18 protein-coding genes and 1 tRNA gene are annotated in these 19,989 nt (G+C 62.5%); 6 read left to right on the forward strand and 13 right to left on the reverse strand.

The window, feature by feature from the left end; translation table 11 throughout:
- Positions 1 to 5: 5 nt before the first annotated feature.
- The 7 genes from WA950_RS11515 to WA950_RS11545 all read right to left on the reverse strand — a co-directional run bounded on the left by WA950_RS11515 (position 6) and on the right by WA950_RS11545 (position 8,944).
- Complete coding sequence (locus WA950_RS11515) at positions 6 to 176, reverse strand: hypothetical protein (protein WP_424551843.1); 171 nt, start codon at positions 174 to 176, stop codon at positions 6 to 8.
- A gap of 56 nt (positions 177 to 232) precedes the next feature.
- Entirely contained in the window at positions 233 to 1,225 is a 993-nt protein-coding gene (locus WA950_RS11520; RefSeq protein ID WP_424551844.1) for an endonuclease/exonuclease/phosphatase family protein, read from the reverse strand.
- A 168-nt stretch (positions 1,226 to 1,393) separates the two neighbouring features.
- On the reverse strand, positions 1,394 to 1,786 hold the full coding sequence (locus tag WA950_RS11525) for a GFA family protein (RefSeq protein ID WP_424551845.1): 393 nt from the start codon (positions 1,784 to 1,786) through the stop codon (positions 1,394 to 1,396).
- 218 nt (positions 1,787 to 2,004) lie between these two features.
- The gene (locus tag WA950_RS11530) at positions 2,005 to 5,823 is read right to left on the reverse strand and encodes a vitamin B12-dependent ribonucleotide reductase (RefSeq protein ID WP_424551846.1); all 3,819 of its coding nucleotides are present in this window, start codon (positions 5,821 to 5,823) and stop codon (positions 2,005 to 2,007) included.
- An 848-nt stretch (positions 5,824 to 6,671) separates the two neighbouring features.
- Positions 6,672 to 7,169: a xanthine phosphoribosyltransferase gene (gpt, locus tag WA950_RS11535; RefSeq protein ID WP_424551847.1), complete on the reverse strand. Its 498-nt coding sequence runs from the start codon at positions 7,167 to 7,169 to the stop codon at positions 6,672 to 6,674.
- 112 nt (positions 7,170 to 7,281) lie between these two features.
- Positions 7,282 to 8,124, reverse strand: coding sequence for a universal stress protein (locus WA950_RS11540; RefSeq protein WP_424551848.1), 843 nt, complete (start codon positions 8,122 to 8,124; stop codon positions 7,282 to 7,284).
- Positions 8,125 to 8,188: 64 nt separating this feature from the next.
- Entirely contained in the window at positions 8,189 to 8,944 is a 756-nt protein-coding gene (locus WA950_RS11545; RefSeq protein ID WP_424551849.1) for a competence/damage-inducible protein A, read from the reverse strand.
- Positions 8,945 to 9,110: 166 nt separating this feature from the next.
- Between WA950_RS11545 and wrbA the strand changes: the two genes are divergently transcribed.
- A complete protein-coding gene (gene wrbA / locus WA950_RS11550) occupies positions 9,111 to 9,710 on the forward strand; it encodes an NAD(P)H:quinone oxidoreductase type IV (RefSeq protein ID WP_424551850.1) in 600 nt (199 codons plus the stop codon).
- A gap of 84 nt (positions 9,711 to 9,794) precedes the next feature.
- On the opposite strand, the gene WA950_RS11555 is transcribed toward wrbA, so the two are convergent.
- From WA950_RS11555 to WA950_RS11575, 5 genes are all read right to left on the reverse strand, one after another.
- Positions 9,795 to 9,879, reverse strand: a tRNA-Leu gene (locus WA950_RS11555).
- A 94-nt stretch (positions 9,880 to 9,973) separates the two neighbouring features.
- On the reverse strand, positions 9,974 to 10,981 hold the full coding sequence (locus WA950_RS11560; RefSeq protein WP_424551851.1) for an anion permease: 1,008 nt from the start codon (positions 10,979 to 10,981) through the stop codon (positions 9,974 to 9,976).
- The gene (locus WA950_RS11565; RefSeq protein WP_424551852.1) at positions 10,981 to 11,625 is read right to left on the reverse strand and encodes a DUF47 domain-containing protein; all 645 of its coding nucleotides are present in this window, start codon (positions 11,623 to 11,625) and stop codon (positions 10,981 to 10,983) included. The genes WA950_RS11560 and WA950_RS11565 overlap by 1 nt, the downstream gene beginning before the upstream one ends.
- A gap of 124 nt (positions 11,626 to 11,749) precedes the next feature.
- Positions 11,750 to 12,328, reverse strand: a complete 579-nt coding sequence (locus tag WA950_RS11570) for a hypothetical protein (RefSeq protein ID WP_424551853.1) — start codon at positions 12,326 to 12,328, stop codon at positions 11,750 to 11,752.
- Between the two features lie 67 nt (positions 12,329 to 12,395).
- Positions 12,396 to 13,850, reverse strand: coding sequence for a TrkH family potassium uptake protein (locus WA950_RS11575; RefSeq protein WP_424551854.1), 1,455 nt, complete (start codon positions 13,848 to 13,850; stop codon positions 12,396 to 12,398).
- A gap of 132 nt (positions 13,851 to 13,982) precedes the next feature.
- Here WA950_RS11575 and ilvA point away from each other — a divergent pair, with 132 nt between their 5' ends.
- The 4 genes from ilvA to ppk2 all read left to right on the forward strand — a co-directional run bounded on the left by ilvA (position 13,983) and on the right by ppk2 (position 18,189).
- Positions 13,983 to 15,230, forward strand: a complete 1,248-nt coding sequence (ilvA, locus tag WA950_RS11580) for a threonine ammonia-lyase (RefSeq protein WP_424551855.1) — start codon at positions 13,983 to 13,985, stop codon at positions 15,228 to 15,230.
- A gap of 62 nt (positions 15,231 to 15,292) precedes the next feature.
- Entirely contained in the window at positions 15,293 to 15,607 is a 315-nt protein-coding gene (locus WA950_RS11585; RefSeq protein WP_424551856.1) for an HlyU family transcriptional regulator, read from the forward strand.
- Positions 15,608 to 15,746: 139 nt separating this feature from the next.
- Positions 15,747 to 16,994, forward strand: coding sequence for a diguanylate cyclase (locus WA950_RS11590; protein ID WP_424551857.1), 1,248 nt, complete (start codon positions 15,747 to 15,749; stop codon positions 16,992 to 16,994).
- A gap of 286 nt (positions 16,995 to 17,280) precedes the next feature.
- A complete protein-coding gene (gene ppk2 / locus WA950_RS11595) occupies positions 17,281 to 18,189 on the forward strand; it encodes a polyphosphate kinase 2 (RefSeq protein WP_424551858.1) in 909 nt (302 codons plus the stop codon).
- Positions 18,190 to 18,219: 30 nt separating this feature from the next.
- Here ppk2 and WA950_RS11600 read toward each other — a convergent pair whose 3' ends face one another.
- Positions 18,220 to 18,681, reverse strand: coding sequence for an Lrp/AsnC family transcriptional regulator (locus WA950_RS11600; RefSeq protein WP_424551859.1), 462 nt, complete (start codon positions 18,679 to 18,681; stop codon positions 18,220 to 18,222).
- 159 nt (positions 18,682 to 18,840) lie between these two features.
- Here WA950_RS11600 and ald point away from each other — a divergent pair, with 159 nt between their 5' ends.
- Positions 18,841 to 19,959: an alanine dehydrogenase gene (ald, locus tag WA950_RS11605; protein WP_424551860.1), complete on the forward strand. Its 1,119-nt coding sequence runs from the start codon at positions 18,841 to 18,843 to the stop codon at positions 19,957 to 19,959.
- The last annotated feature ends 30 nt before the right edge of the window (positions 19,960 to 19,989 follow it).

The following is a 19,989-nucleotide window of genomic DNA, read 5'->3' on the forward strand; positions in this document are numbered from 1 at the left end:
CAGTGTCACTTGGCATGGTCCTTCACGTCGCCGGGCGCGATCGGGTCGCTGGCCGGAAAGGTCTCTTTCAGCGCCTCTTCCAGATAGTCGTCCTGCTCGGCCTTGGGGCTCTTGTCCTTCTGGCGGGCGCGCTCTTTTTCCAGCGATTCTTTCGGGCTGTTTTTCTCGGTCGGCATTTTCGTCTCCCTCGCTATCCTCCTAAGATAGGGTGTTTTTCCGCAAGGGCGAGGATTCAATTTGCCGGCAGGGTGAGTTCGGCGATGACAGGCAGATGGTTCGAGCCAAAAGCCGGGCCGACCCGCCGGGCGCGCAGAAAAATATCCGGCGAGACGGCGATGTGGTCGATCGAGGCGCCGATATAGGCAAAGGCGTCGAGCTTCATCGAGAAGCGCGTCACCGGCTGCAACCAGCCGCCGGCGGTAGAGGCAAGGCCGGCCTGCTTGAGGAAGCCGCGGAAGAACGGCGACCATGTCGGCGTGTTCCAGTCGCCGGCAACGATGACCGGCGCCTTTTCGAGATCGCCCTTCACGGCATCGGCGGCGGCGGCAAGATAGGCATTGCGATCGCGCCACTGCCAGAGGCGGCGCGGCGTTTCCGGGTGGAAGGCATAGAGGAAGAGCGGCTTGCCGTTCAGGTCTAGTTCCAGCCGGAGCGGTTGCTTGTAGGCATGTTCCTCGGTGAAGGCGCGCTTCAGTTCCGTCTCGGCGCGGATGGGAAGGTTGGAAAAGACCTTCAGGTCATCGCGCTCGCGGCTGTCGGCGCTGCTTTCATACGGGTAGAGCCGAGCCTGCGAGATCACGCGCTCCCAGGCTTCCGTCGTTTCCTGCAGCACGACGATGTCGGGTTTCTCCCGGCGCAGGAGGTCGATGAAGTTTGAGGGATCCTCGGTGTTGTTGACGTAGAGGTTTGCGGTCAGCACCTTCAGGTCGCTGCCGGTAGCGGCGTTGTGCGCCGTCGGCACGTCGGCGGCCGGAATGATCGCGACGGCAAGGCCGGCAAGGCCGATCACGATCGCTTTCATACGGCGCGTTACCAAGGCAGCCACCACGAAGAGGACGCCGACCGTCACCACATAGGGCCATGCGAAGGTGAGGAGATCGACAAGCCAGAAGCGATCGGCGGCAAGCACCACGATGCTGACGGCGAAGAGGTAGGCAATGACGCCCGGCAGGACGAGGACGCGGTAGGCAAGGGCAATCAGTCCCCGGCGCGGCGCTATCGGCATCGACTGTTCCTTCTGCATTGCGGGATTCGGGGGGCGATTCCGTAAAGAGAAGTTTGCATGTACCTCGCACATGCCCATGCCGCAATGACGACGGGGCGGGCGAAGGAGGAAACATCCGGGGCAGACATCCCGGGCGCGCGCAGCAGCGATTCGTTTCCTTCGCGGAACCTAGTCCTCGAAGCGACCCGCGGCGTCACGGTCGCGCTCGTATCGCCTCACGAGCGGAAACGGCGGCAACCAGGCCTCGCGGCGCAGGGTCCAGAGTTCGTAGGTTGGCGTCAGCTGATCAGGGGCGTCCAGGGATCCGAGGTTCACCTCGATCTCGTCCGCGGTGCGTGAATAAACGGGCGAGCCGCAACAGGGACAGAAGAAGTGCCCGGCATAGTCTCGTGTTTCGCCGTCGATCACCACGGCATTCTCAGGGAAAATAGCGGAAGCGTGAAAAAGCGCCCCATGATGCTTGCGGCAGTCGAGACAGTGACAAAGGCCGACCCGATAGGGGCGTCCCGACGCCACAATCCGGACCTTGCCGCAGAGGCATCCGCCGGTAAATCGGTCCATGCTGCGTTCCTCCGGGAGCAGACCTGATTGAAATGGCTACAACGAACAGGCCCGTCATGGCAATTGCGGCAGGGGCGCATCGGCCTGCCGGTCGCGCTGCAAACCGGTTCCCCAAAATGCAACTGCCGACGGACAGGGTCCGCCGGCAGAATATTCGAAAGTCTGCTTTCCGTGCCCTTTGACGCGGGTCAGAGGGCACGGGGCGCAAACGGTTCCGGTCAGCTGCAGCCGCTTGTGCTTCCGCAGGTGTCGCACTTCTCGCAGGTGCCGTTGCGCACCATGGTGAAGTTCTGGCACTCCGAGCACATGTTGCCGGTGTAGCCCTGGGCGATGGAGCGAATGCGGCGTTCGGCTTCGAGCTTCTTGGCGTCGGCCTTGGCGCTGGCGGCTTCGGCTGCGGCCTTGTCGGAGAAGAGGGCCGTGACGCCCTCGGGGGCCTCTTCGGCTACTTCCTCTGCGACTTCGTCGGCAAGCTCGGCGGCGCGCTCCTCATAGTCGCGCTTGAAAGCGACGATTTCGGAGGTTGAGATTGCCATGGCTGGCTCCAGCTTGCGGGCGGCGCCGCCGGCGAAGGCGGTGACGTTGCCCGTCGACGTGGCCTTGGCGGGCGCTGCGGTGGCCGAGCCCTTCGGCTCGCCCAGCTGGCGCTCGCTACCCGGTCCGCCCTGGACGAGCGTCGGCTTGTGGCCGCGCGTCCAGCCGGTCGAAAGCAGGTTGGTCTTGCCTTCCTGGATGCCCTTTCCGAGCGCCGTGTTGGAGAAGTCGGACGTATCGACATGGGCCAGGTCATGGCGGCCGAGATAGGAGACGGCCAGTTCACGGAAGACGTAGTCGAGGATCGACGTGGCGTTCTTGATCGCGTCGTTGCCGATAACCATGCCGGCCGGTTCGAACTTCGTGAAGGTGAAGGCCTCCACATATTCCTCGAGCGGCACGCCGTACTGGAGACCCAGTGAGATGGCGATGGCGAAGTTGTTCATCATGGCACGAAAGGCGGCGCCTTCCTTGTGCATGTCGATGAAGATTTCGCCGAGACGGCCGTCGCCGAATTCGCCGGTGCGCAGATATACCTTGTGCCCGCCGATAAGGGCCTTCTGTGTGTAACCCTGGCGGCGGTTCGGGAGCTTCTCACGGTCGCGGACCAGGCGCTCGACGATCTTCTCGACGATTTTTTCCGTGACGGTGACCGCCTGGGCGGCAGCAGGAGCAGCGATCAGTGCCTCGACCGCATCGTCCTCGTCGTCCGCATCCTCGATCAGCGAGGCGTTGAGCGGCTGCGAGAGCTTGGAGCCGTCGCGGTAGAGGGCATTGGCCTTCAGCGCGAGCTTCCAGGAGAGCATGTAGGCGTTCTTGCAGTCCTCGACGGTTGCCTCGTTTGGCATGTTGATCGTCTTGGAGATGGCGCCCGAGATGAATGGCTGGGCGGCCGCCATCATGCGGATGTGGCTTTCTACCGAGAGGTAGCGCTTGCCGATCTTGCCGCAGGGATTGGCGCAATCGAAGACCGGCAGATGCTCGGCCTTGAGGAAGGGTGCGCCTTCCAGCGTCATCGCACCGCAGACGTGGATGTTCGCGGCTTCGATTTCCTTCTTCGTAAAGCCGATATGCTCCAGCAGGCTGAAGGACATGTTGGACAACTGCTCGTCGGAAACCTTGAAGGTTTCCTTCAGGAAGTCGGCGCCGAGCGTCCACTGATTGAAGGCGAACTTGATGTCAAAGGCGGATTTCAGGCCGGCATTGACGGCTTCGATTTTGTCGTCCGGGAAACCCTTGGCCTTGAGCGAGCCGGGATTGATGGCGGGCGCCTGGTTGAAGTTGCCATGGCCGACCGCATAAGCCTCGATCTCGGCGATCTGGCTTTCCGAGTAGCCAAGGGTGCGCAGGGCTTCCGGCACGGCGCGGTTGATGATCTTGAAGTAGCCGCCGCCGGCGAGCTTCTTGAACTTCACCAGTGCGAAATCGGGCTCGATGCCGGTCGTGTCGCAGTCCATGACGAGGCCGATCGTGCCGGTCGGCGCGATCACGGTCGTCTGGGCGTTGCGGTAGCCGTGCTTTTCGCCAAGCTCGACGGCCTTGTCCCAGGCGGCGACAGCATGCTCGACGAGGGCCTCATCCGTGCATTCTTCGTGGATGAGGGCGACGGGGCTGACCGAGAGCGCCTCGTAGCCCGTTGCCTCGCCATAGGCTGCACGGCGATGGTTGCGCATGACGCGCAGCATGTTCTCGCGGTTGGGGGCGAAGTTCGGGAAGGGACCAAGTTCGCTCGCCATTTCGGCCGAGGTCGCATAGGCGACGCCCGTCATGATGGCGGTAAGCGCTCCGGCAATGGCGCGACCTTCAGCCGAATCGTACGGGATGCCGGACGACATCAGGAAGCCGCCGATATTCGCATAGCCGAGGCCGAGCGTGCGGTATTCGTAGGAAAGTTCCGCGATCTGGCGCGACGGGAACTGCGCCATCATCACCGAGACTTCGAGCACGATGGTCCACAGGCGGACGGCGTGTTCGTAATCGGCAATGTTGATCTTCTTCGTCGCCGCATCCTTGAACTGAAGAAGGTTCAGCGAGGCGAGGTTGCAGGCCGTGTCGTCGAGGAACATGTATTCCGAGCACGGGTTCGACGCGCGGATCGGGCCGGCGGCCGGGCAGGTGTGCCAGTCGTTCATCGTCGTGTTGAAGTGCAGGCCCGGATCGGCCGACGCCCAGGCGGCGTAGGAGATCGATTCCCACAGGTCGCGCGCCTTCAGCGTCTTCATGACCTTGCCGTCCTTGCGGGCGGTCAGGTTCCAGTCGCCGTCGGTCTCGACAGCGCGCAGGAAGTCGTCCCGCAGCGAGACGGAGTTGTTGGAGTTCTGGCCCGAAACGGTGAGATAGGCTTCCGAATCCCAGTCCGTGTCGTAGGTCTTGAACTCGATATCCCGATAGCCCTGCTTGGCGAACTGGATGACGCGCTTGACGTAGTTTTCCGGAACCTGGTTCTTCTTGGCGGCGCGGATTTCGCGCTTGAGGGCGGGGTTTTCCGCCGGGTCATAGCAGCGGTCGCCTTCGGCCGAGCAATTGACGCAGGCCTTCATGATGGCCTTGAGGTGGCCGGCCACGATCTTCGAGCCGGTGACGAGCGCCGCCACCTTCTGCTCTTCCTTGACCTTCCAGTTGATGTAGTCCTCGATATCCGGATGGTCGATATCGACCACGACCATCTTGGCGGCGCGGCGCGTCGTGCCGCCCGACTTGATGGCGCCGGCGGCGCGGTCGCCGATCTTCAGGAAGCTCATGAGGCCGGAGGAACGGCCGCCGCCCGAAAGCTTTTCGCCTTCGCCGCGCAGATGCGAGAAGTTGGAGCCGGTGCCGGAACCGTACTTGAAGAGGCGCGCTTCACGCACCCACAGGTCCATGATGCCGTTCTCGTTGACGAGGTCGTCCTCGACGGACTGGATGAAGCAGGCGTGCGGCTGGGGATGCTCGTAGGCAGACTTGGACTTCACCAGCTTGCCGGTGAAGGGGTCGACATAGAAGTGGCCCTGGCCGGGGCCATCGATGCCATAGGCCCAATGCAGGCCGGTGTTGAACCACTGCGGCGAGTTCGGAGCAACGCGCTGCGTGGCAAGCATGTAGGCAAGCTCGTCCTTGAAGGCGGCAGCGTCTTCTTCGGAGGCGAAATACTTGCCCTTCCAGCCCCAGTAGGTCCAGGTGCCGGCCAGACGGTCGAAGACCTGGCGCGCGTCGGTTTCCGAGCCGTAGCGCTCACCCTCGGGGAGCTCCTTCAGAGCTTCGGTGTCCGGCACGGAGCGCCACAGGAAGGAAGGAACGTCGTTCTCCTCGACCTTTTTCAGGCGCGCGGGCACGCCGGCCTTGCGGAAATATTTCTGCGCGAGGATGTCGGCGGCGACCTGCGAGAACTGCGCCGGCACGTCGATGTCAGCGAGCCGGAAGACGATGGAGCCGTCCGGGTTCTTGATTTCGCTCACGGCCTTGCGGAACTCGATCTCCGCATAGGCCGACTGGCCGGGTTTTGTGAAACGACGTTCGATGCGCATTGTCCGTGTCCTTCGCTGCCGCAGCCTGTCGTGAAAACAGGGCGCAATTGTACCCGTCCGGCCGCAATGTCCTTGCAGCCAGCTCTAGTCATCCAGTCCGTGGGGGAAACCCGATTGATTTCGGATTTCTGTATCTTGTGATGAATTTGGCTGCAAACACTAAATATAGTATCAACAGCTTCTTTTTTCCAGTCAAATCGTTTGCCGTGGCGTATCACAAAACCGACCGCAAACACCCTCGTGCGGCGAGCGGGTTATCCACCCGGCCACATGCGTTTGGGAACGCGATTTTGTGATGAGAACCGACCTCGTAACACTACGGTCCAGTCGCCGCCGCAACTTGCGTTTCATTAACCTCATATGGCCGATTCCCGTCAAGGGCTGGTTTGTGAAGCAAGTTTGAAGTCTATATATTGTGCCTGTCTGCTGTGGAAAATGGGGACATCCCCAAGCCCTGAAGAATCAGGAGGTTCACGCCAAAAGGTGAGGTGGCGCGACACGCAACTGTGGAAAAGCAGTAAAAAATTATAGATAAAAAGACAGGTTTTTCTGGCGCGACGTTTTTCAGGCGTAGCCATCCGGATCGAACCCGTGCCCCGTGGGTAAAGTGATTCTCTTCCGTAACGTCAAAGCGCGTCCGGATTGCGGCGATCGCCATGGCGCGATGCCGGAACGGTGCCTTTCACCGCCGGCATGGGCTGAAGAGCAGGAAACCATCCATGGCAGGTCTGACGAAAGATTGAGCCGGCGGATGTTTGCTCCACATCCGCCGGCCCAATAGGAAGATTCGTTAAATCAGAATGTTTCGGCGCGATCTTCACCCGGTTTCTAACGGGCGCCGCGGCTGCTCAGCCATTCGTTCCCTTGGCGATCGGCTCCTGATAGGTGAAGCCCATATCCCAGGGGAAATAGATCCACGTGTCCTGGCTGACCTCGGTGACGAAGGTGTCCACCAGCGGCCGGCCTTTCGGCTTGGCATAGACGGCCGCGAAATGCGCCTTCGGCAGCATGGCGCGAACCTCCGCCGCCGTCTTGCCGGTATCCGTCAGGTCGTCGATGATGAGGATGCCTTCGCCGCCTTCCTTCGCCAGTTCCGGGGCGATGCCCTTCAGGACATGCATTTCGCCCTGCGATACGTAGTCATGGTAGGAGGCCACGCAGACTGTCTCGATGACGCGGATGTTGAGTTCGCGCGAGACGATGGCCGCCGGGACCAGGCCGCCGCGTGTGATGCAAACGATGGCGCGCCATTCACGCCCGCCATCCGCAAGCCGCCAGGCGAGCGCGCGGGCATCGCGGTGGAACTGGTCCCAGGATACGGGAAAGGCTTTGTCCGGCAGCGACATGGCAGGCTCCTGATAGGCAGAAGAAGAGGATTCCTTCTCTCTAATGCAGTTTTGCCCCCAAGGAAATGACCGCCCGGCCCAGCAAGCCGGGCGATCCACAGTCTGTAGCGCTTCAGCGTGACATCAGGGTGGGCACGCGTGCGCCGCGCATCATCGCACTGGTGACGCCGCCGAACAGGCGCTGGCGCAGCCGCGAATGGCTGTAGGCGCCCATGACGATGAGGCCGGCATCGATTTCCGTTGCGCGACGGTTGAGGACTTCGGCCACCGAGTGGTGGTCGGACGTCCGGGAGGTGACGGTGGTCTTGATGTTGTGGCGTGCCAGGGTGGCGGCAAGCTCCGCGCCGCAGAAGTCACGCGACTGCATGGCGTTTTCCGGTGGGTCGATGGTGAATATCTCGACTTCCTTGGCCGCTTTCAGGAAGGGCAGGGCGTCGAAGGCGGCGCGCGCGGCCTCGCGCGAACCGTTCCAGGCGAGAAGCACGCGTTCGATCGGCGCGGGGCCGGCCGGCGCGTTGGAGACCATGTAGAGCGGACGGCCGCTTTCGTAGAGCAGGTCCTCGATGTCTTCGCGCGACGGACCGTCGAGATTGGGGTCGAACTGGCCCGCGATCACGATGTCGGCGCCGCGGGCGCTGTCGATGACGCCTGCCGAGGAGTAGCCGGCGGTGCCGGTGAAGAGGCGCCACTCATAGGAAATGTCGTCGCGTTCGCAGCGCGACCTGAAGGCCTGCTCGACATCGCGGGACTGGCGCTGGGCGCGCTCCTGGAGGTCCAGCACGGCATTCGGATCGGGATATTCCATGGGAGCGATCAGCGTGACCACGACCGGCGATTCCGCATGGATGCCGACGACATGGCCGCCGGTCCGTCGCGCGAGCGCGAGTGCGTGATCTGTCACCTTGCCGGCGTCCTCGGTGGCGCTTAGTACCGCCACGATGGTCTTGTAGGTCATTTCGGCCTCCTGTCTGGTTCGCTCGAAACTTGCACCTGCCGCATGGCCGGAACCTTGATCCGGATCAAAACGCCGCCTTGGCGGCGGCGATTTCGGCAATCATCGCTAGTATATCACGTTCGGCTGCCTGTGCCGGAGCTTCCGTTCGGCTGCGGATGACGATTTCCGTCGAGAAGCGGTTTTCAGAAAAACGCGGGTAGGAACCGATGCTGGTCTGCGGGTGGTTCTTCTGGATCGCGGCGAGGGCGCTGCCGATATCGCCTTCGCCGAAAGGCGAGGCGACGGAGCGCGAAAGCATCGGCTGGCCGCCCTTCAGGTCTGGCACCACCTTGCCGAGCATTGCGGTGAAGACCTGCGGTACGCCGGCCATGACATAGACATTGCCGATGTTGAAGCCCGGTGCCGTGGAGACTGCATTCTCGATATGGACCGCGCCTTGCGGCATGCGGGCCATGCGCTGGCGGGCCTCGTTGAACTCCACGCCGCGCTTCTCGTACATGGCGCCAAGCAGCTGCATGGCGAGCGGATCGTGAAGGCAGGGCACGCCGAAGGCCCTGGAGACGGCATCCGCCGTGATGTCGTCATGGGTCGGGCCGATGCCGCCCGAGGTGAAGACATAGGTGTAGCGCGCCCGCAGCGCATTCAGCGCCTCGACGATGGCGTCTTCCTCGTCGGGGACGATTCGTACCTCCCTGAGGTCGATGCCCGCGAGGAAGAGCACGTCGGCAAGCTGGCCGATATTCTTGTCCTTGGTGCGCCCGGAGAGCAGTTCGTCGCCGATGGCGAGCATGGCGGCAGTGGCGATCGGCGTGGAACTCATGGGTGCCCTCGGAAATTGGATAGAAATGCCGACCTGTCGGGAGGGCATTGTCAACGACCGGTGAACAGTCTGTCGACCGGACAGCTTCTGTAACCACCTTCTCAAAGTGCTACATCCAAGCCGACGCCGCGATCAAGCGGAAAGCCCGTTCGAACAGGAGACGACGATGGCGAAAGTACTGGTTCTTTACTACTCGGCCTACGGCCATATCGAAGCTATGGCCTATGCCGTGGCGGAAGGCGCAAAGTCGGCGGGTGCCGACGTGACCGTGAAGCGGGTACCGGAACTGGTGCCGGAAGCTGTTGCCCGGGAATCCTACTACAAGATGGACCAGGAGGCCGAGGTCGCCACGGTCGAAGAGCTTGCAGGCTATGACGCGATCATCGTCGGTGCCGGCACGCGTTTCGGCACGGTCGCCTCGCAGATGCGCAATTTCTGGGATCAGACCGGTGGTCTGTGGGCGAAGGGCAAGCTTGTCGGCAAGGTCGGCTCGATCTTCACTTCGTCGGCCACCCAGCACGGCGGCCAGGAATCCACCATCCTCGGCTTCATCCCGACGCTGATGCATCACGGCCTCGTCGTCGTCGGCCTGCCCTACGCCTTCCAGGGCCAGATGGGCGTGGAAGAAGTCAAGGGCGGCTCGCCCTACGGCGCCTCCACGATCACCGGTGGCGATGGCACGCGCCAGCCTTCCGAAGTCGAACTGGAAGCTGCCCGCTTCCAGGGCGCGCATGTCGCCAAGATCGCGGCCAAGCTCTCGGCCTGACGTTCTCCTGAAACGTCGCTGAGCAAGAGGGTGCGGCCAGCGTCAGCGGCCGCACCCTTTTTGTATGTGGAATTGCGTGAAAGCTGGTGCGGGCGGCGGGGATCGAACCCGCACAGCCAAGGCCGAGAGATTTTAAGTCTCTTGCGTCTACCAGTTTCGCCACGCCCGCTTGGCATGGTGCGTAGCCGAGGCGGCGGGAGTGATCAAGGGGGAGAGGGGGTCGGCGGGCAAATCGGTCTGGATTTGCGCCGCCGTGTTTGTTGTCAGCCCGTAAAGGCGTTGATCACGAAGTAGAACAGCGCCGAAATCGCGGCTGCCGAGGGCAGGGTGACGATCCAGGCCCAGACGATGTTGCCGGCGATGCCCCAGCGCACGGCCGTGACGCGGCGGGCCGCGCCGACACCGATGATGGCGCCAGTGATCGTGTGGGTCGTGGAAACCGGGATGCCGAGCCAGGTGGCGGCGAAAAGCGTGATGGCGCCGCCAGTTTCCGCGCAAAAACCCTGCATCGGGTTGAGGCGGGTGATCTTGGAACCCATCGTGTGCACGATCCGCCAGCCGCCCATCAGGGTGCCGAGCGCCATCGCCGCCTGGCAGGTGATGACCACCCAGAACGGCACGTGGAATTCCCCGCCGAGATAGCCCTGCGAGTAGAGCAGAACGGCGATGATGCCCATCGTCTTCTGCGCGTCATTGCCGCCATGGCCGAGCGAATAGAGCGAGGCCGAGATGAACTGCATGACGCGGAAGGTCCGGTCGACCGCAAAGGGCGTCTGGCGCACGAAAAGCCAGGAAACGGCCAGAACGAGGACCAGCGCCAGGAGGAAGCCAATGGCAGGCGACAGGAAGATGGCGCTCGCCGTCTTGAGGAGGCCGCTCCAGACGACGGCGTCGAAGCCGGTCTTGGCCAGGCCTGCGCCGACAAGGCCGCCGATGAGGGCGTGCGAGGAGCTGGACGGGATGCCGAAAATCCAGGTGACGACGTTCCATATGATCGCGCCCATCAGCGCCGAGAAGATGACGAGCGGGCTGACGATGGAGGGATCGATGATGCCCCGGCCGAGGGTTTCTGCGACATGCAGGCCGAAGAACAGGAAGGCGATGAAGTTGAAGAAGGCCGCCCACATGACGGCGTATTGCGGCCGCAGCACGCGCGTCGAGACGATCGTGGCGATCGAGTTCGCGGCATCGTGCAGGCCGTTCAGGAAGTCGAAAAGCAGCGCGATGCCGATAAGGGCGATCAGCAGCGGAAGGGCAAGGGTGGCGTCCATCAGACGTTCTCGATCACGATACCGCTGATTTCATCGGCGACGTCCTCGAAACGGTCGACGACCTTTTCCAATTCGCCATAGATCTCGCTGCCGATGATGTAGGCCATCGGATCGGACTTGCCGAAGCGCTTGTACAGGTCCTTCAGGCCCCGGTCGTGCAGTTCGTCCGAGTGGCCTTCCACGCGGGTGACTTCTTCCGCGATGGCGCTGAGGCGGCCGGCATGCACCCCCACCTTGTCGAGCAGCGGAATGGCTTCGGCGATGAGGTGGGCGGCCTTCACGATGGCCTCGCCCATTTCCTGCATGCCGGGCTCGAAGTCCGTCTTCTCGTAAAGGCGGATGGTCTTGACCGTCTTGTGCATCATGTCGATGGCGTCATCCAGCGACTGGATCAGGTCCTTGATGTCGCCGCGGTCGAAGGGGGTGATGAAGCTGCGGCGGACGGCCAGCATCACTTCACTCGTGATATCGTCGGCCTGGTTCTCCAGTTCGATGATCCGGTTGCAGTGGCTTTCCATGTCCGGTCCGCCGGCGAGCAGCAGACGGAGGGATTCGGCGGCGCCGACGACGGTACGGGAATGCTGCTCGAAGAGATCGAAGAAACGGTCTTCGCGCGGCATGAGTTTACGAAACAGCGAAAGCATGGGTGCCCCTTACGTGGCTGGGGTTGTCATGCGGCTGTCATAATTGAGCGGGGTGGCGGTGGAAAGCGCTGATTCGCAGCTTGTCACAGTTCTCTTGCACTGCGGCAAAACCGCGACAGACCGCTCAGGGGACGATCTTGAACGGTTGTTCGCTGATGGCGACCGCGCCGCTTGCCGTGTCGCGAAAGCGATAGCGCAGCACATAGTCGCCGGGGGGCGGGCTGCTGAGGTTGAGCGTCAACTTGGCGAAGATTTCCTGGTTTCGCACGCTGCCCTTGAAGTCGAAGGATCCGAAGGCCTTCTGCTCGGCAAGCTTGGTGCCCTTGGGGTCGAGCAGTTCGAGATCGACCGTGAAATGCGATTCGAGGAGCCCGCCATCGGCCGGACGCCAGGTGAGACCGACCGGCTCGACATAGGAGATCAAGGCTTCGCCCGTCTTGAAACTGGCCTCTGGCCGCGCCGTATACATGCCGTAGCCTTCCGGCGGCGTCGAAACGAAGATGGCCTTGCCGATGGAAAAGGGCAGCGTGGCGGCAAAGGCGCCGTAGGCATCGCGGATCGTGCTGTGCGCGCCGACCGTATCGCCGGCGGCGGCCTGTTCCTCCGCTTTCTTCGCGGCATCCGCCAGCGGGCCCGCAAGGGCAAGCGTCGGCGCGAGCGCGGCGACAAAGGTCATTTGCAACAGGGACTTCGGCACGAACATTCCGTCTTCCTCCAGGCGATGGCGGCAGGATGGGGAGAAGCGTGACAACAGTCAAGAACAGGTCAAATCAGTTCTTCCAGAAGAGCGGCGTCAGGATCACCAGCACCGTCAGGATTTCAAGACGGCCGAGCAGCATGAGGAAGGAAAGCAGGTAGAGCGCTGCATCGTGGAAGCCGTTGAAGCTGCCGGCCGGGCCGATGGCCTGCGTCACGCCGGGGCCCACGTTGGAGAGCGAGGTGGCCGCGGCCGAAATCGCCGTCAGCACGTCGTAGCCCATGAGGCCGAGCAGGATCGCGCCGATTGCGGAGATCGCCACATAGGTGATGAAGAACAGGAAGACGTTGCGCTGCAGATCCGCATCCACCGTCATCGAGCCGTAGCGCACCGCATGGATGCCGTCCGGATAGATCAGGCGGTAGAGACCGGTGCGGATGAAGTTGAAGAGGATGATCAGGCGGTAGGCCTTGAGGCCGCCCGCAGTTGAGCCGGAACAGCCGCCCATGAAGGTCGCGACGAAGGCGAGCGCCACGATGAAGTGGCCCCATTGGGTATAGTCATCGCTGGCAAAGCCCGTCGTGGAGATGATCGACGCGACGGTGAAGAAGGAGTGTGCCAGCGCCTCATGGAAACTGACGCCGTTCTCCAGCCGCTGGAAGATGCTTGCGGCAATGGAAAACAGGATGAGGTAGCCGAGAAAGACCCGAATTTGCGGATCGCGCCAGGCATCGAACCGCCCCCGCACGACGAAGAGGATGAGCGCCGAGAAGGGCAGACTGCTCAGCGTCATGAAGAAAGTGGCCGCCCACAGTATCGGCAGGCTCTTGAAATAGCCGAAGGAGGCGTCGTGCGTCGAAAGCCCGCCGGTCGCCACCGTCGACATGGCGTGGTTCAGCGCGTCGAAACGGCTCATGCCGAGCGCGGCATAGACGACGGCGCAGATGAGGGTGATGGCCACGTAGATGGCAAGGAAGGCGCGCGTATAGCTTGCGATGCGGGCGAAGGGCTTGTCGGCGGTGTCGGATGATTCGAGCTTGAAGAAGGACATGCCGCCCACGCGCAGATACGGCATGATGAAGAGGCCGAGCGCGAGGATCCCGATACCGCCGAGCCAGTGCAGCAGCGACCGCCACATCAGGATACCGGGCGGCGCATGATCGAGGCCGGTGATGACGGTGGAGCCCGTCGTGCTGATGGCCGAGACCGATTCGAAGAAGGCCTGCGCGAAGGTAAGATCGAGGGACGACAGCCAGAGCGGGATCGCACCGATGATCGTGGCGCTCAGCCAGAGCAGGTTGACCACGAGGAAGCCCATCCGCTTGTTGAAGGGCGGCGGGCCGGCACGTGTTGCAGCGGCCGTGGCGAGCGAGAGGCCGCCGGTAAAGAAGGCAGACAGAAAGAAGACCGCCGAATCGGGGTGGCCGTAATAGATGTCGATGAACGCCGGGATGAGCATCGCCAGAGAGAGATAGATGCCGCTGATGGCGGCGATATTGATGGCGGACCGGAAGATGGTGGCGTTCAAGGAAGGTCGTCCTGCGTGCCGGCTGGCTCAAGTGCTGTCTCGAAAGGCCGCGCGGCCGGGACGGGTGGTGTCCGTCGCTGCGATATGCAATAGCCTTTGCATTGACCAAACTCAAGGATGGCATCGAGCGGCATGAAACCGGACGTCGACGCAGCCTGCGAAGCTTTGCGCGGGCTTTTCCCAGAAACACCGCTTCAACTCAACGAACACCTCTCTGCCCGCTACGGCGCGGAGATCTACCTGAAGCGCGAGGACCTTTCCCCCGTGCGCTCCTACAAGATCAGGGGCGCATTCAATTTCTTCCGCAAGATTCTGGCGAAGGAAGACGGCGCGCGTAGCTTCGTCTGCGCCTCTGCCGGCAATCACGCGCAGGGCTTTGCCTTCGTGTGCCGTCATTTCGGCGTGCCGGGCGTGATCTTCATGCCGGTGACGACACCCAAGCAGAAGATCGACAAGACGCGCATGTTCGGCGGCGATTTCGTCACGATCAGGCTCGTCGGCGACTTCTTCGACCAGTGCTACAATGCAGCGCGCGTTCATGCCGAAGAGAGCGGGGCATTGATGGTGCCGCCTTTCGACCATGAGGACATCATCGAAGGGCAGGCGACGGTTGCCGCGGAGATCGTCGAGCAGTTCGGCGAGGGCAAGCTGCCGGACCTGGTGGTCCTTCCCGTCGGCGGCGGCGGGCTTGCCTCGGGCGTGACCGGCTACCTTGCCGACAGGGTCGGCCCGTCGAGCTTTCTGTTTTGCGAGCCTGCGGGCGCGCCCAGCCTCAAGCGGAGCCTGGAAAGCGGCGCGGTGGTAACGCTCGATCAGGTCGACAATTTCGTAGACGGTGCCGCGGTCGGACAGATTGGCGCCCTCAATTTTGCAGCGCTCAGCCGGTTTTCCGCCGATCAGGTCATGCTGCTGTCGGAAAATGCGATCTGCGTGACGATGATCGACATGCTGAATGTCGAGGGCGTGGTGCTGGAGCCGGCCGGCGCGCTGTCGCTGACGGCGCTGGATGCGCTCGGTCGCGAGGCGCTGGAGGGCAAGACGGTCGTCGCGGTCGTTTCGGGCGGTAATTTCGATTTCGAGCGCCTGCCCGACGTCAAGGAACGGGCGATGCGCCATGCCGGGCTGAAAAAGTACTTCATCCTGCGGCTTGCCCAGCGCCCCGGTGCGCTGCGCGATGTCCTGAACCTGCTCGGTCCGGACGACGACATCTCCCGATTCGAGTATCTGAAAAAGTCGGCCCGCAATTTCGGTTCGATCCTGATCGGCATCGAGACCAGGGCGCCAGAGAATTTCGCAGAGCTCAAGAAGGCCTTCGACGGGGCAGGGCTGCGTTACCAGGACATCACCGAGAACGAAATTCTCGCAAACCTCATCATCTAGAAGGAGACGGGGCCGGCGCGCTCTCCCTTGGAGGGCGTTGCCGCCTGTGCTAGCAATCGGCCATGGCATCATTCTTTTCAAAACTCTTCGGTCGCGGCGGCGGCTCGGCAGCTCCGGCAAAAATCGCGGAGGAAACCGAAGCCTACAACGACCTCACCCTTGTGGCGGCTCCGATTCCCGAAGGCGGCCAGTTTCGGCTTGCAGGACGGATCGAGAAGCTCGACGGAGAACGGGTGTTGATTCGCACCTTCATCCGCGCCGATCTGTTCTCCTCGCGGGACGATACCGTCTCCTCGACCTTCCGCAAGGCAAAGCAGATCGCCGACCAGCACGGCGCTTCGTTGTTCAGCGACGGCGTGGAGAGCCGGCAGGTCTGACAGCCGGACTGCCTCGTTCCTGCAAGACGCGTGAAAGCGCTGGAGAATCAGCGCTTTTTCTAATATGCGCAGATGATGACCTGTCGCGACCGTTCCTATGGACTAGCTGAGGGATCATCAGGGAAATCGCGGACCGCCCATGGGTACTGAAAACCTGATCCTGCTACTCATCGAGGCCGGGTTCTATTTCGTCTTCATGGTGGGCATTCTGCACCTGCGCCATCAGATCGGCATCGGCGTTTTCGTCGCTGCGCTCGGTGTGATGCATTTCCTCGAAACCTATCTTGCGGCCGTCTTCTACATCGAGCTGCCGTTCGGGGTCATTTCGCCCGGTTCCTCCGTGCTGTTTTCCGGCAAGCTGATGATGATCCTTCTTCTCTACGTGAAGGAAGATGCCGCCGTCGTGCGTGCGCCGATCTATGGCCTGCTTGCCGGTAATTTCCTGACGGTGGGCCTTGGTTTCTTCCTGAGCCATCACCAGACGATCGGCGCGGTGCCGGGCCGCATTGCGGATCTCGCCTTCATCGACGAAATGGGCTGGCTCATGCTGTGGGGCACGATGCTGCTCTATGTCGATTCGCTCGCCATCATCCTGCTCTACGAACGCCTTTGCCGGGTATTCAGGAAGAGCACGGCCATGCGCTTCTTCGTCTCCGGTGTCGTCGTCCTGACCTTCGACCAGATCGGCTTCTTCGCTGCGCTGCATTTCCTCAACCGCGCGCCGGTGGAGGTGTTCTGGGGCGGCTGGCTCGCCAAGATGATGGCGGCCTGCGCCTATGCGGTGCTGATCACCGCCTATCTCCACTATTCGCGTATATCGGCGATCCCGGTCTCGCCGCGGCCGATCTCGGACATCTTTGCCGACCTTACCTTCCGCGAACGCTACGAGGACCTGCTCGATCGCTCGGGCCGCGACGCGTTGACTGGCGTCTATGATCGAAGCCGGCTGGAATTTGAAGCGCCGCGCATGCTCTCGGCCATGCTGGCGGCGGGCAAGCCGATGGCTCTGATGATCATCGACGCCGACCATTTCAAGGAGGTCAACGACCGTTTCGGCCATCTGGCCGGCGACGGCGTGCTGCGCGACACGGCTTCCTGCCTGCAACGGGCGCTGCGCGGTGGCGACGGGATCTTCCGCTTCGGCGGGGAGGAGTTCGTGGTGATCTGCGAAGACACCGGGCCGGAGGCAGGGGCAGAGCGCGCTGAGGCGTTGCGACGGTCGGTAGAGACGCAGATCCGCCGGCCGGACGATGCGCCTGTCACGGTCAGCATCGGCATCGCCAACAGCTATCATGACGGCACGACGTTGAACGCGCTGCTTTCTACTGCCGATTCCCGTCTCTATGCCGCCAAGAGCGCCGGCCGCAACCGCGTGGTTTCCAGCTAGATTCCGCATGACCTGCGGGAACATCGGGGCTGTCACAGAGATTTCACAAGGGCTTCCTATACGATTGGACGGAAGCCCCGGAAATATGGTGGCTTATCGATAGGAGCGGTGAATGGCGGGGGGCTTTTGAACGCAATCCCGTATCACGCGACCAGCCCGGGAACCGCCAGTGCGTCCCCGCCTCGTGTGCGCCGTAGTCTTTCTCGTCCATTCTGTCATTCTATCCGCACGCCCCGGGGCCGAAAGACCTCTGGAGCGCAGTTTCCACCAGCCATGGATACCGGTCATGTTCGACGACAACCATCTCAACCGCATCAAGGCGGAAATTGCCGACAGCTTCGACGAGGAGCTGGAAATGCAGATCGAGGAGGAACGGCTGGACGACCTCATCGCCGAGGGCATGTCCGGCCCGGCCGCGCAGACGCTGGAGCGCCGGGTCTATTTCCGCGAGCTGTTCCGCCTGCAGCATGAACTGGTCAAGCTGCAGGACTGGGTGCAGCACAAGAAACTGAAGGTCGTCGTACTGTTCGAAGGGCGCGATTCGGCCGGCAAGGGCGGCGCCATCAAGCGCGTGACCCAGCGCCTCAATCCGCGCATCTGCCGCGTCGTCGCCCTGCCGGCACCGACCGAGCGCGAACGCAACCAATGGTATTTCCAGCGCTATACGCCGCATCTGCCGAGCGCTGGCGAAATGGTGCTGTTCGATCGATCCTGGTACAATCGCGCGGGCGTCGAGCGCGTCATGGGCTTCTGCACGCCGGACGAGCTGGAAGAGTTCTTCCGTTCGGTCCCGGAATTCGAGCGCATGCTGGTGCGCTCCGGCATCGTGCTCATCAAGTATTGGTTCTCGATCAGCGACGAGGAACAGGAGTTCCGCTTCCGCATGCGCATCCACGACCCGCTGAAGCAGTGGAAGCTCTCGCCGATGGACCTTGAAAGCCGCGTCCACTGGGAGGACTACACCAAGGCCAAGGAAGAGATGCTGGAGCGCACCCATATTTCCGAAGCGCCCTGGTGGATCGTCGAGGCGGACGACAAGAAGAAGGCGCGATTGAATTGCATCGCCCATCTTCTCGCGCAGATTCCCTACGAGGACGTGCCCAAGGCCGCCGTCGAGCTGCCCGATCGCGTGCGGCATGACGACTATATCCGCCGCCCGCCGCCAGACGAGATGTATGTGCCGGACGTCTACTGATGCCGGAGCGCACCCTTGCCGGGGCGGCCTTCAGACCCCGACATTCGGCCGGTCGATGATTTCGCGCAGCGCAAAGCTCGAATTGATCTTCACCACCTGGGGAAGCGCCGAGAGCCAGTCGCGATGGATGCGCTCGTAGTCCTCGAGATCCTTGGCCGCGACGCGCAGGATATAGTCGTATTCGCCGGACATCAGGTAGCAGACCAGCACGTTCGGACAGAGTTTGACCGCTGCCTCGAATTCGGCAAGCGTCTTGGCGGATTGGCCGGACAGCGAGATATGCACGATGGCGATCATCTTGTAGTCGAGCGCCTTGGGTGAGACGCGAGCGTAGTAGCCGTTGATCGTGCCGGATTTTTCGAGGATATCGAGCCGGCGCGAACAGGCCGATGGCGAGAGGCCGACACGCTCGGCAAGCTCGGCGTTGGAGATCCGGCCGTTCTGCTGCACGGCCCGCAGGATCGCAGCATCGATTGCATCCAGATGCGTCATTCGAATTTTCCTCGAAAATTCTGCTGATATTCGAAGAATATTCGACAACGGCCCCATTCGCAAACCGCCTTTGCACGGACATTTCGCGCTGCCTCTGCTTCGATGGTTCCCCCGCAGAAGGCGGCAATAAAACGGGAACCAACTGGGAAAGGAACGCGCATGCGTGTCGGGTGTCCGAAGGAAATCAAGAATCATGAATATCGGGTCGGTCTGACGCCCGGTGCCGTGCGCGAATATGTGGCGCATGGCCATGAGGTCATTGTCGAGACCAAGGCTGGCGCCGGCATCGGCGCTGATGATGATGCCTACCGCGCCGCAGGCGCGAGGATCGTGCCCACCGCCGCGGATATTTTCCAGAAGTCCGACATGGTGGTGAAGGTCAAGGAGCCGCAGCCCGGCGAGTGGGCGCAGCTTCGCGACGGACAAATTCTCTACACCTACCTGCATTTGGCGCCCGATCCGGAACAGGCCAAGGGTCTGCTTGCCTCCGGCGTCACGGCCATCGCCTATGAGACGGTGACGGATGAACGTGGCGGCCTGCCGTTGCTGGCACCCATGTCGGAAGTTGCCGGCCGTCTTTCCATTCAGGCGGGAGCGACCGCGCTGCAGAAGGCCAATGGCGGCCGCGGCATCCTGCTCGGTGGCGTGCCGGGCGTACTGCCGGCCAAGGTAGCGATCATCGGGGGCGGTGTCGTCGGCCTGCATGCCGCGAGGATGGCGGCAGGCCTTGGCGCGGAAGTGTCGATCATCGACCGTTCGATCCCGCGCCTGCGCCAACTCGACGACCTGTTCGGCGGCCGCGTCCACACGCGCTATTCGACGATCGACGCGCTGGAGGAGGAAGTCTTCTCCGCCGATCTCGTTATCGGCGCCGTGCTGATACCCGGTGCGGCTGCGCCAAAACTCGTCACGCGCGAAATGCTCTCCGGCATGAAGAAGGGCGCCGTCATCGTCGATGTCGCCATCGACCAGGGCGGCTGCTTCGAGACCTCGCATGCGACGACCCATTCCGACCCGACCTACGAGGTGGACGGTGTGGTTCACTATTGCGTCGCCAACATGCCGGGCGCCGTGCCGGTCACTTCTGCCCATGCGCTCAACAACGCCACGCTGCACTACGGCCTGCAACTTGCCGACAAGGGGCTGAAGGCGGTTGCCGAGGACCGGCACCTGCGCGCCGGCCTTAACGTGCACAAGGGCCGCGTCACGAACCGCCCCGTCGCCGAAGCGCTCGGCTACGAATCCTATGCGGCAGAAGCCGTGCTGAACGTCGCCTGATCCATCAGCCGGCAACAGGAGGGGCCCGGA

The sequence above is a fragment of the Shinella sp. genome, assembly GCF_049651085.1.
Lineage (GTDB): Bacteria > Pseudomonadota > Alphaproteobacteria > Rhizobiales > Rhizobiaceae > Shinella.

What these genes read in the sequence shown, in the direction of transcription:
- WA950_RS11515 (WP_424551843.1), bottom strand. Translation starts at nt 176, where the DNA reads ATGCCGACCGAGAAAAACAGCCCGAAAGAATCGCTGGAAAAAGAGCGC.
- WA950_RS11520 (WP_424551844.1), bottom strand. Translation starts at nt 1,225, where the DNA reads ATGCCGATAGCGCCGCGCCGGGGACTGATTGCCCTTGCCTACCGCGTC.
- WA950_RS11525 (WP_424551845.1), bottom strand. Translation starts at nt 1,786, where the DNA reads ATGGACCGATTTACCGGCGGATGCCTCTGCGGCAAGGTCCGGATTGTG.
- WA950_RS11530 (WP_424551846.1), bottom strand. Translation starts at nt 5,823, where the DNA reads ATGCGCATCGAACGTCGTTTCACAAAACCCGGCCAGTCGGCCTATGCG.
- gpt (WP_424551847.1), bottom strand. Translation starts at nt 7,169, where the DNA reads ATGTCGCTGCCGGACAAAGCCTTTCCCGTATCCTGGGACCAGTTCCAC.
- WA950_RS11540 (WP_424551848.1), bottom strand. Translation starts at nt 8,124, where the DNA reads ATGACCTACAAGACCATCGTGGCGGTACTAAGCGCCACCGAGGACGCC.
- WA950_RS11545 (WP_424551849.1), bottom strand. Translation starts at nt 8,944, where the DNA reads ATGAGTTCCACGCCGATCGCCACTGCCGCCATGCTCGCCATCGGCGAC.
- wrbA (WP_424551850.1), top strand. Translation starts at nt 9,111, where the DNA reads ATGGCGAAAGTACTGGTTCTTTACTACTCGGCCTACGGCCATATCGAA.
- WA950_RS11560 (WP_424551851.1), bottom strand. Translation starts at nt 10,981, where the DNA reads ATGGACGCCACCCTTGCCCTTCCGCTGCTGATCGCCCTTATCGGCATC.
- WA950_RS11565 (WP_424551852.1), bottom strand. Translation starts at nt 11,625, where the DNA reads ATGCTTTCGCTGTTTCGTAAACTCATGCCGCGCGAAGACCGTTTCTTC.
- WA950_RS11570 (WP_424551853.1), bottom strand. Translation starts at nt 12,328, where the DNA reads ATGTTCGTGCCGAAGTCCCTGTTGCAAATGACCTTTGTCGCCGCGCTC.
- ilvA (WP_424551855.1), top strand. Translation starts at nt 13,983, where the DNA reads ATGAAACCGGACGTCGACGCAGCCTGCGAAGCTTTGCGCGGGCTTTTC.
- WA950_RS11585 (WP_424551856.1), top strand. Translation starts at nt 15,293, where the DNA reads ATGGCATCATTCTTTTCAAAACTCTTCGGTCGCGGCGGCGGCTCGGCA.
- WA950_RS11590 (WP_424551857.1), top strand. Translation starts at nt 15,747, where the DNA reads ATGGGTACTGAAAACCTGATCCTGCTACTCATCGAGGCCGGGTTCTAT.
- ppk2 (WP_424551858.1), top strand. Translation starts at nt 17,281, where the DNA reads ATGTTCGACGACAACCATCTCAACCGCATCAAGGCGGAAATTGCCGAC.
- WA950_RS11600 (WP_424551859.1), bottom strand. Translation starts at nt 18,681, where the DNA reads ATGACGCATCTGGATGCAATCGATGCTGCGATCCTGCGGGCCGTGCAG.
- ald (WP_424551860.1), top strand. Translation starts at nt 18,841, where the DNA reads ATGCGTGTCGGGTGTCCGAAGGAAATCAAGAATCATGAATATCGGGTC.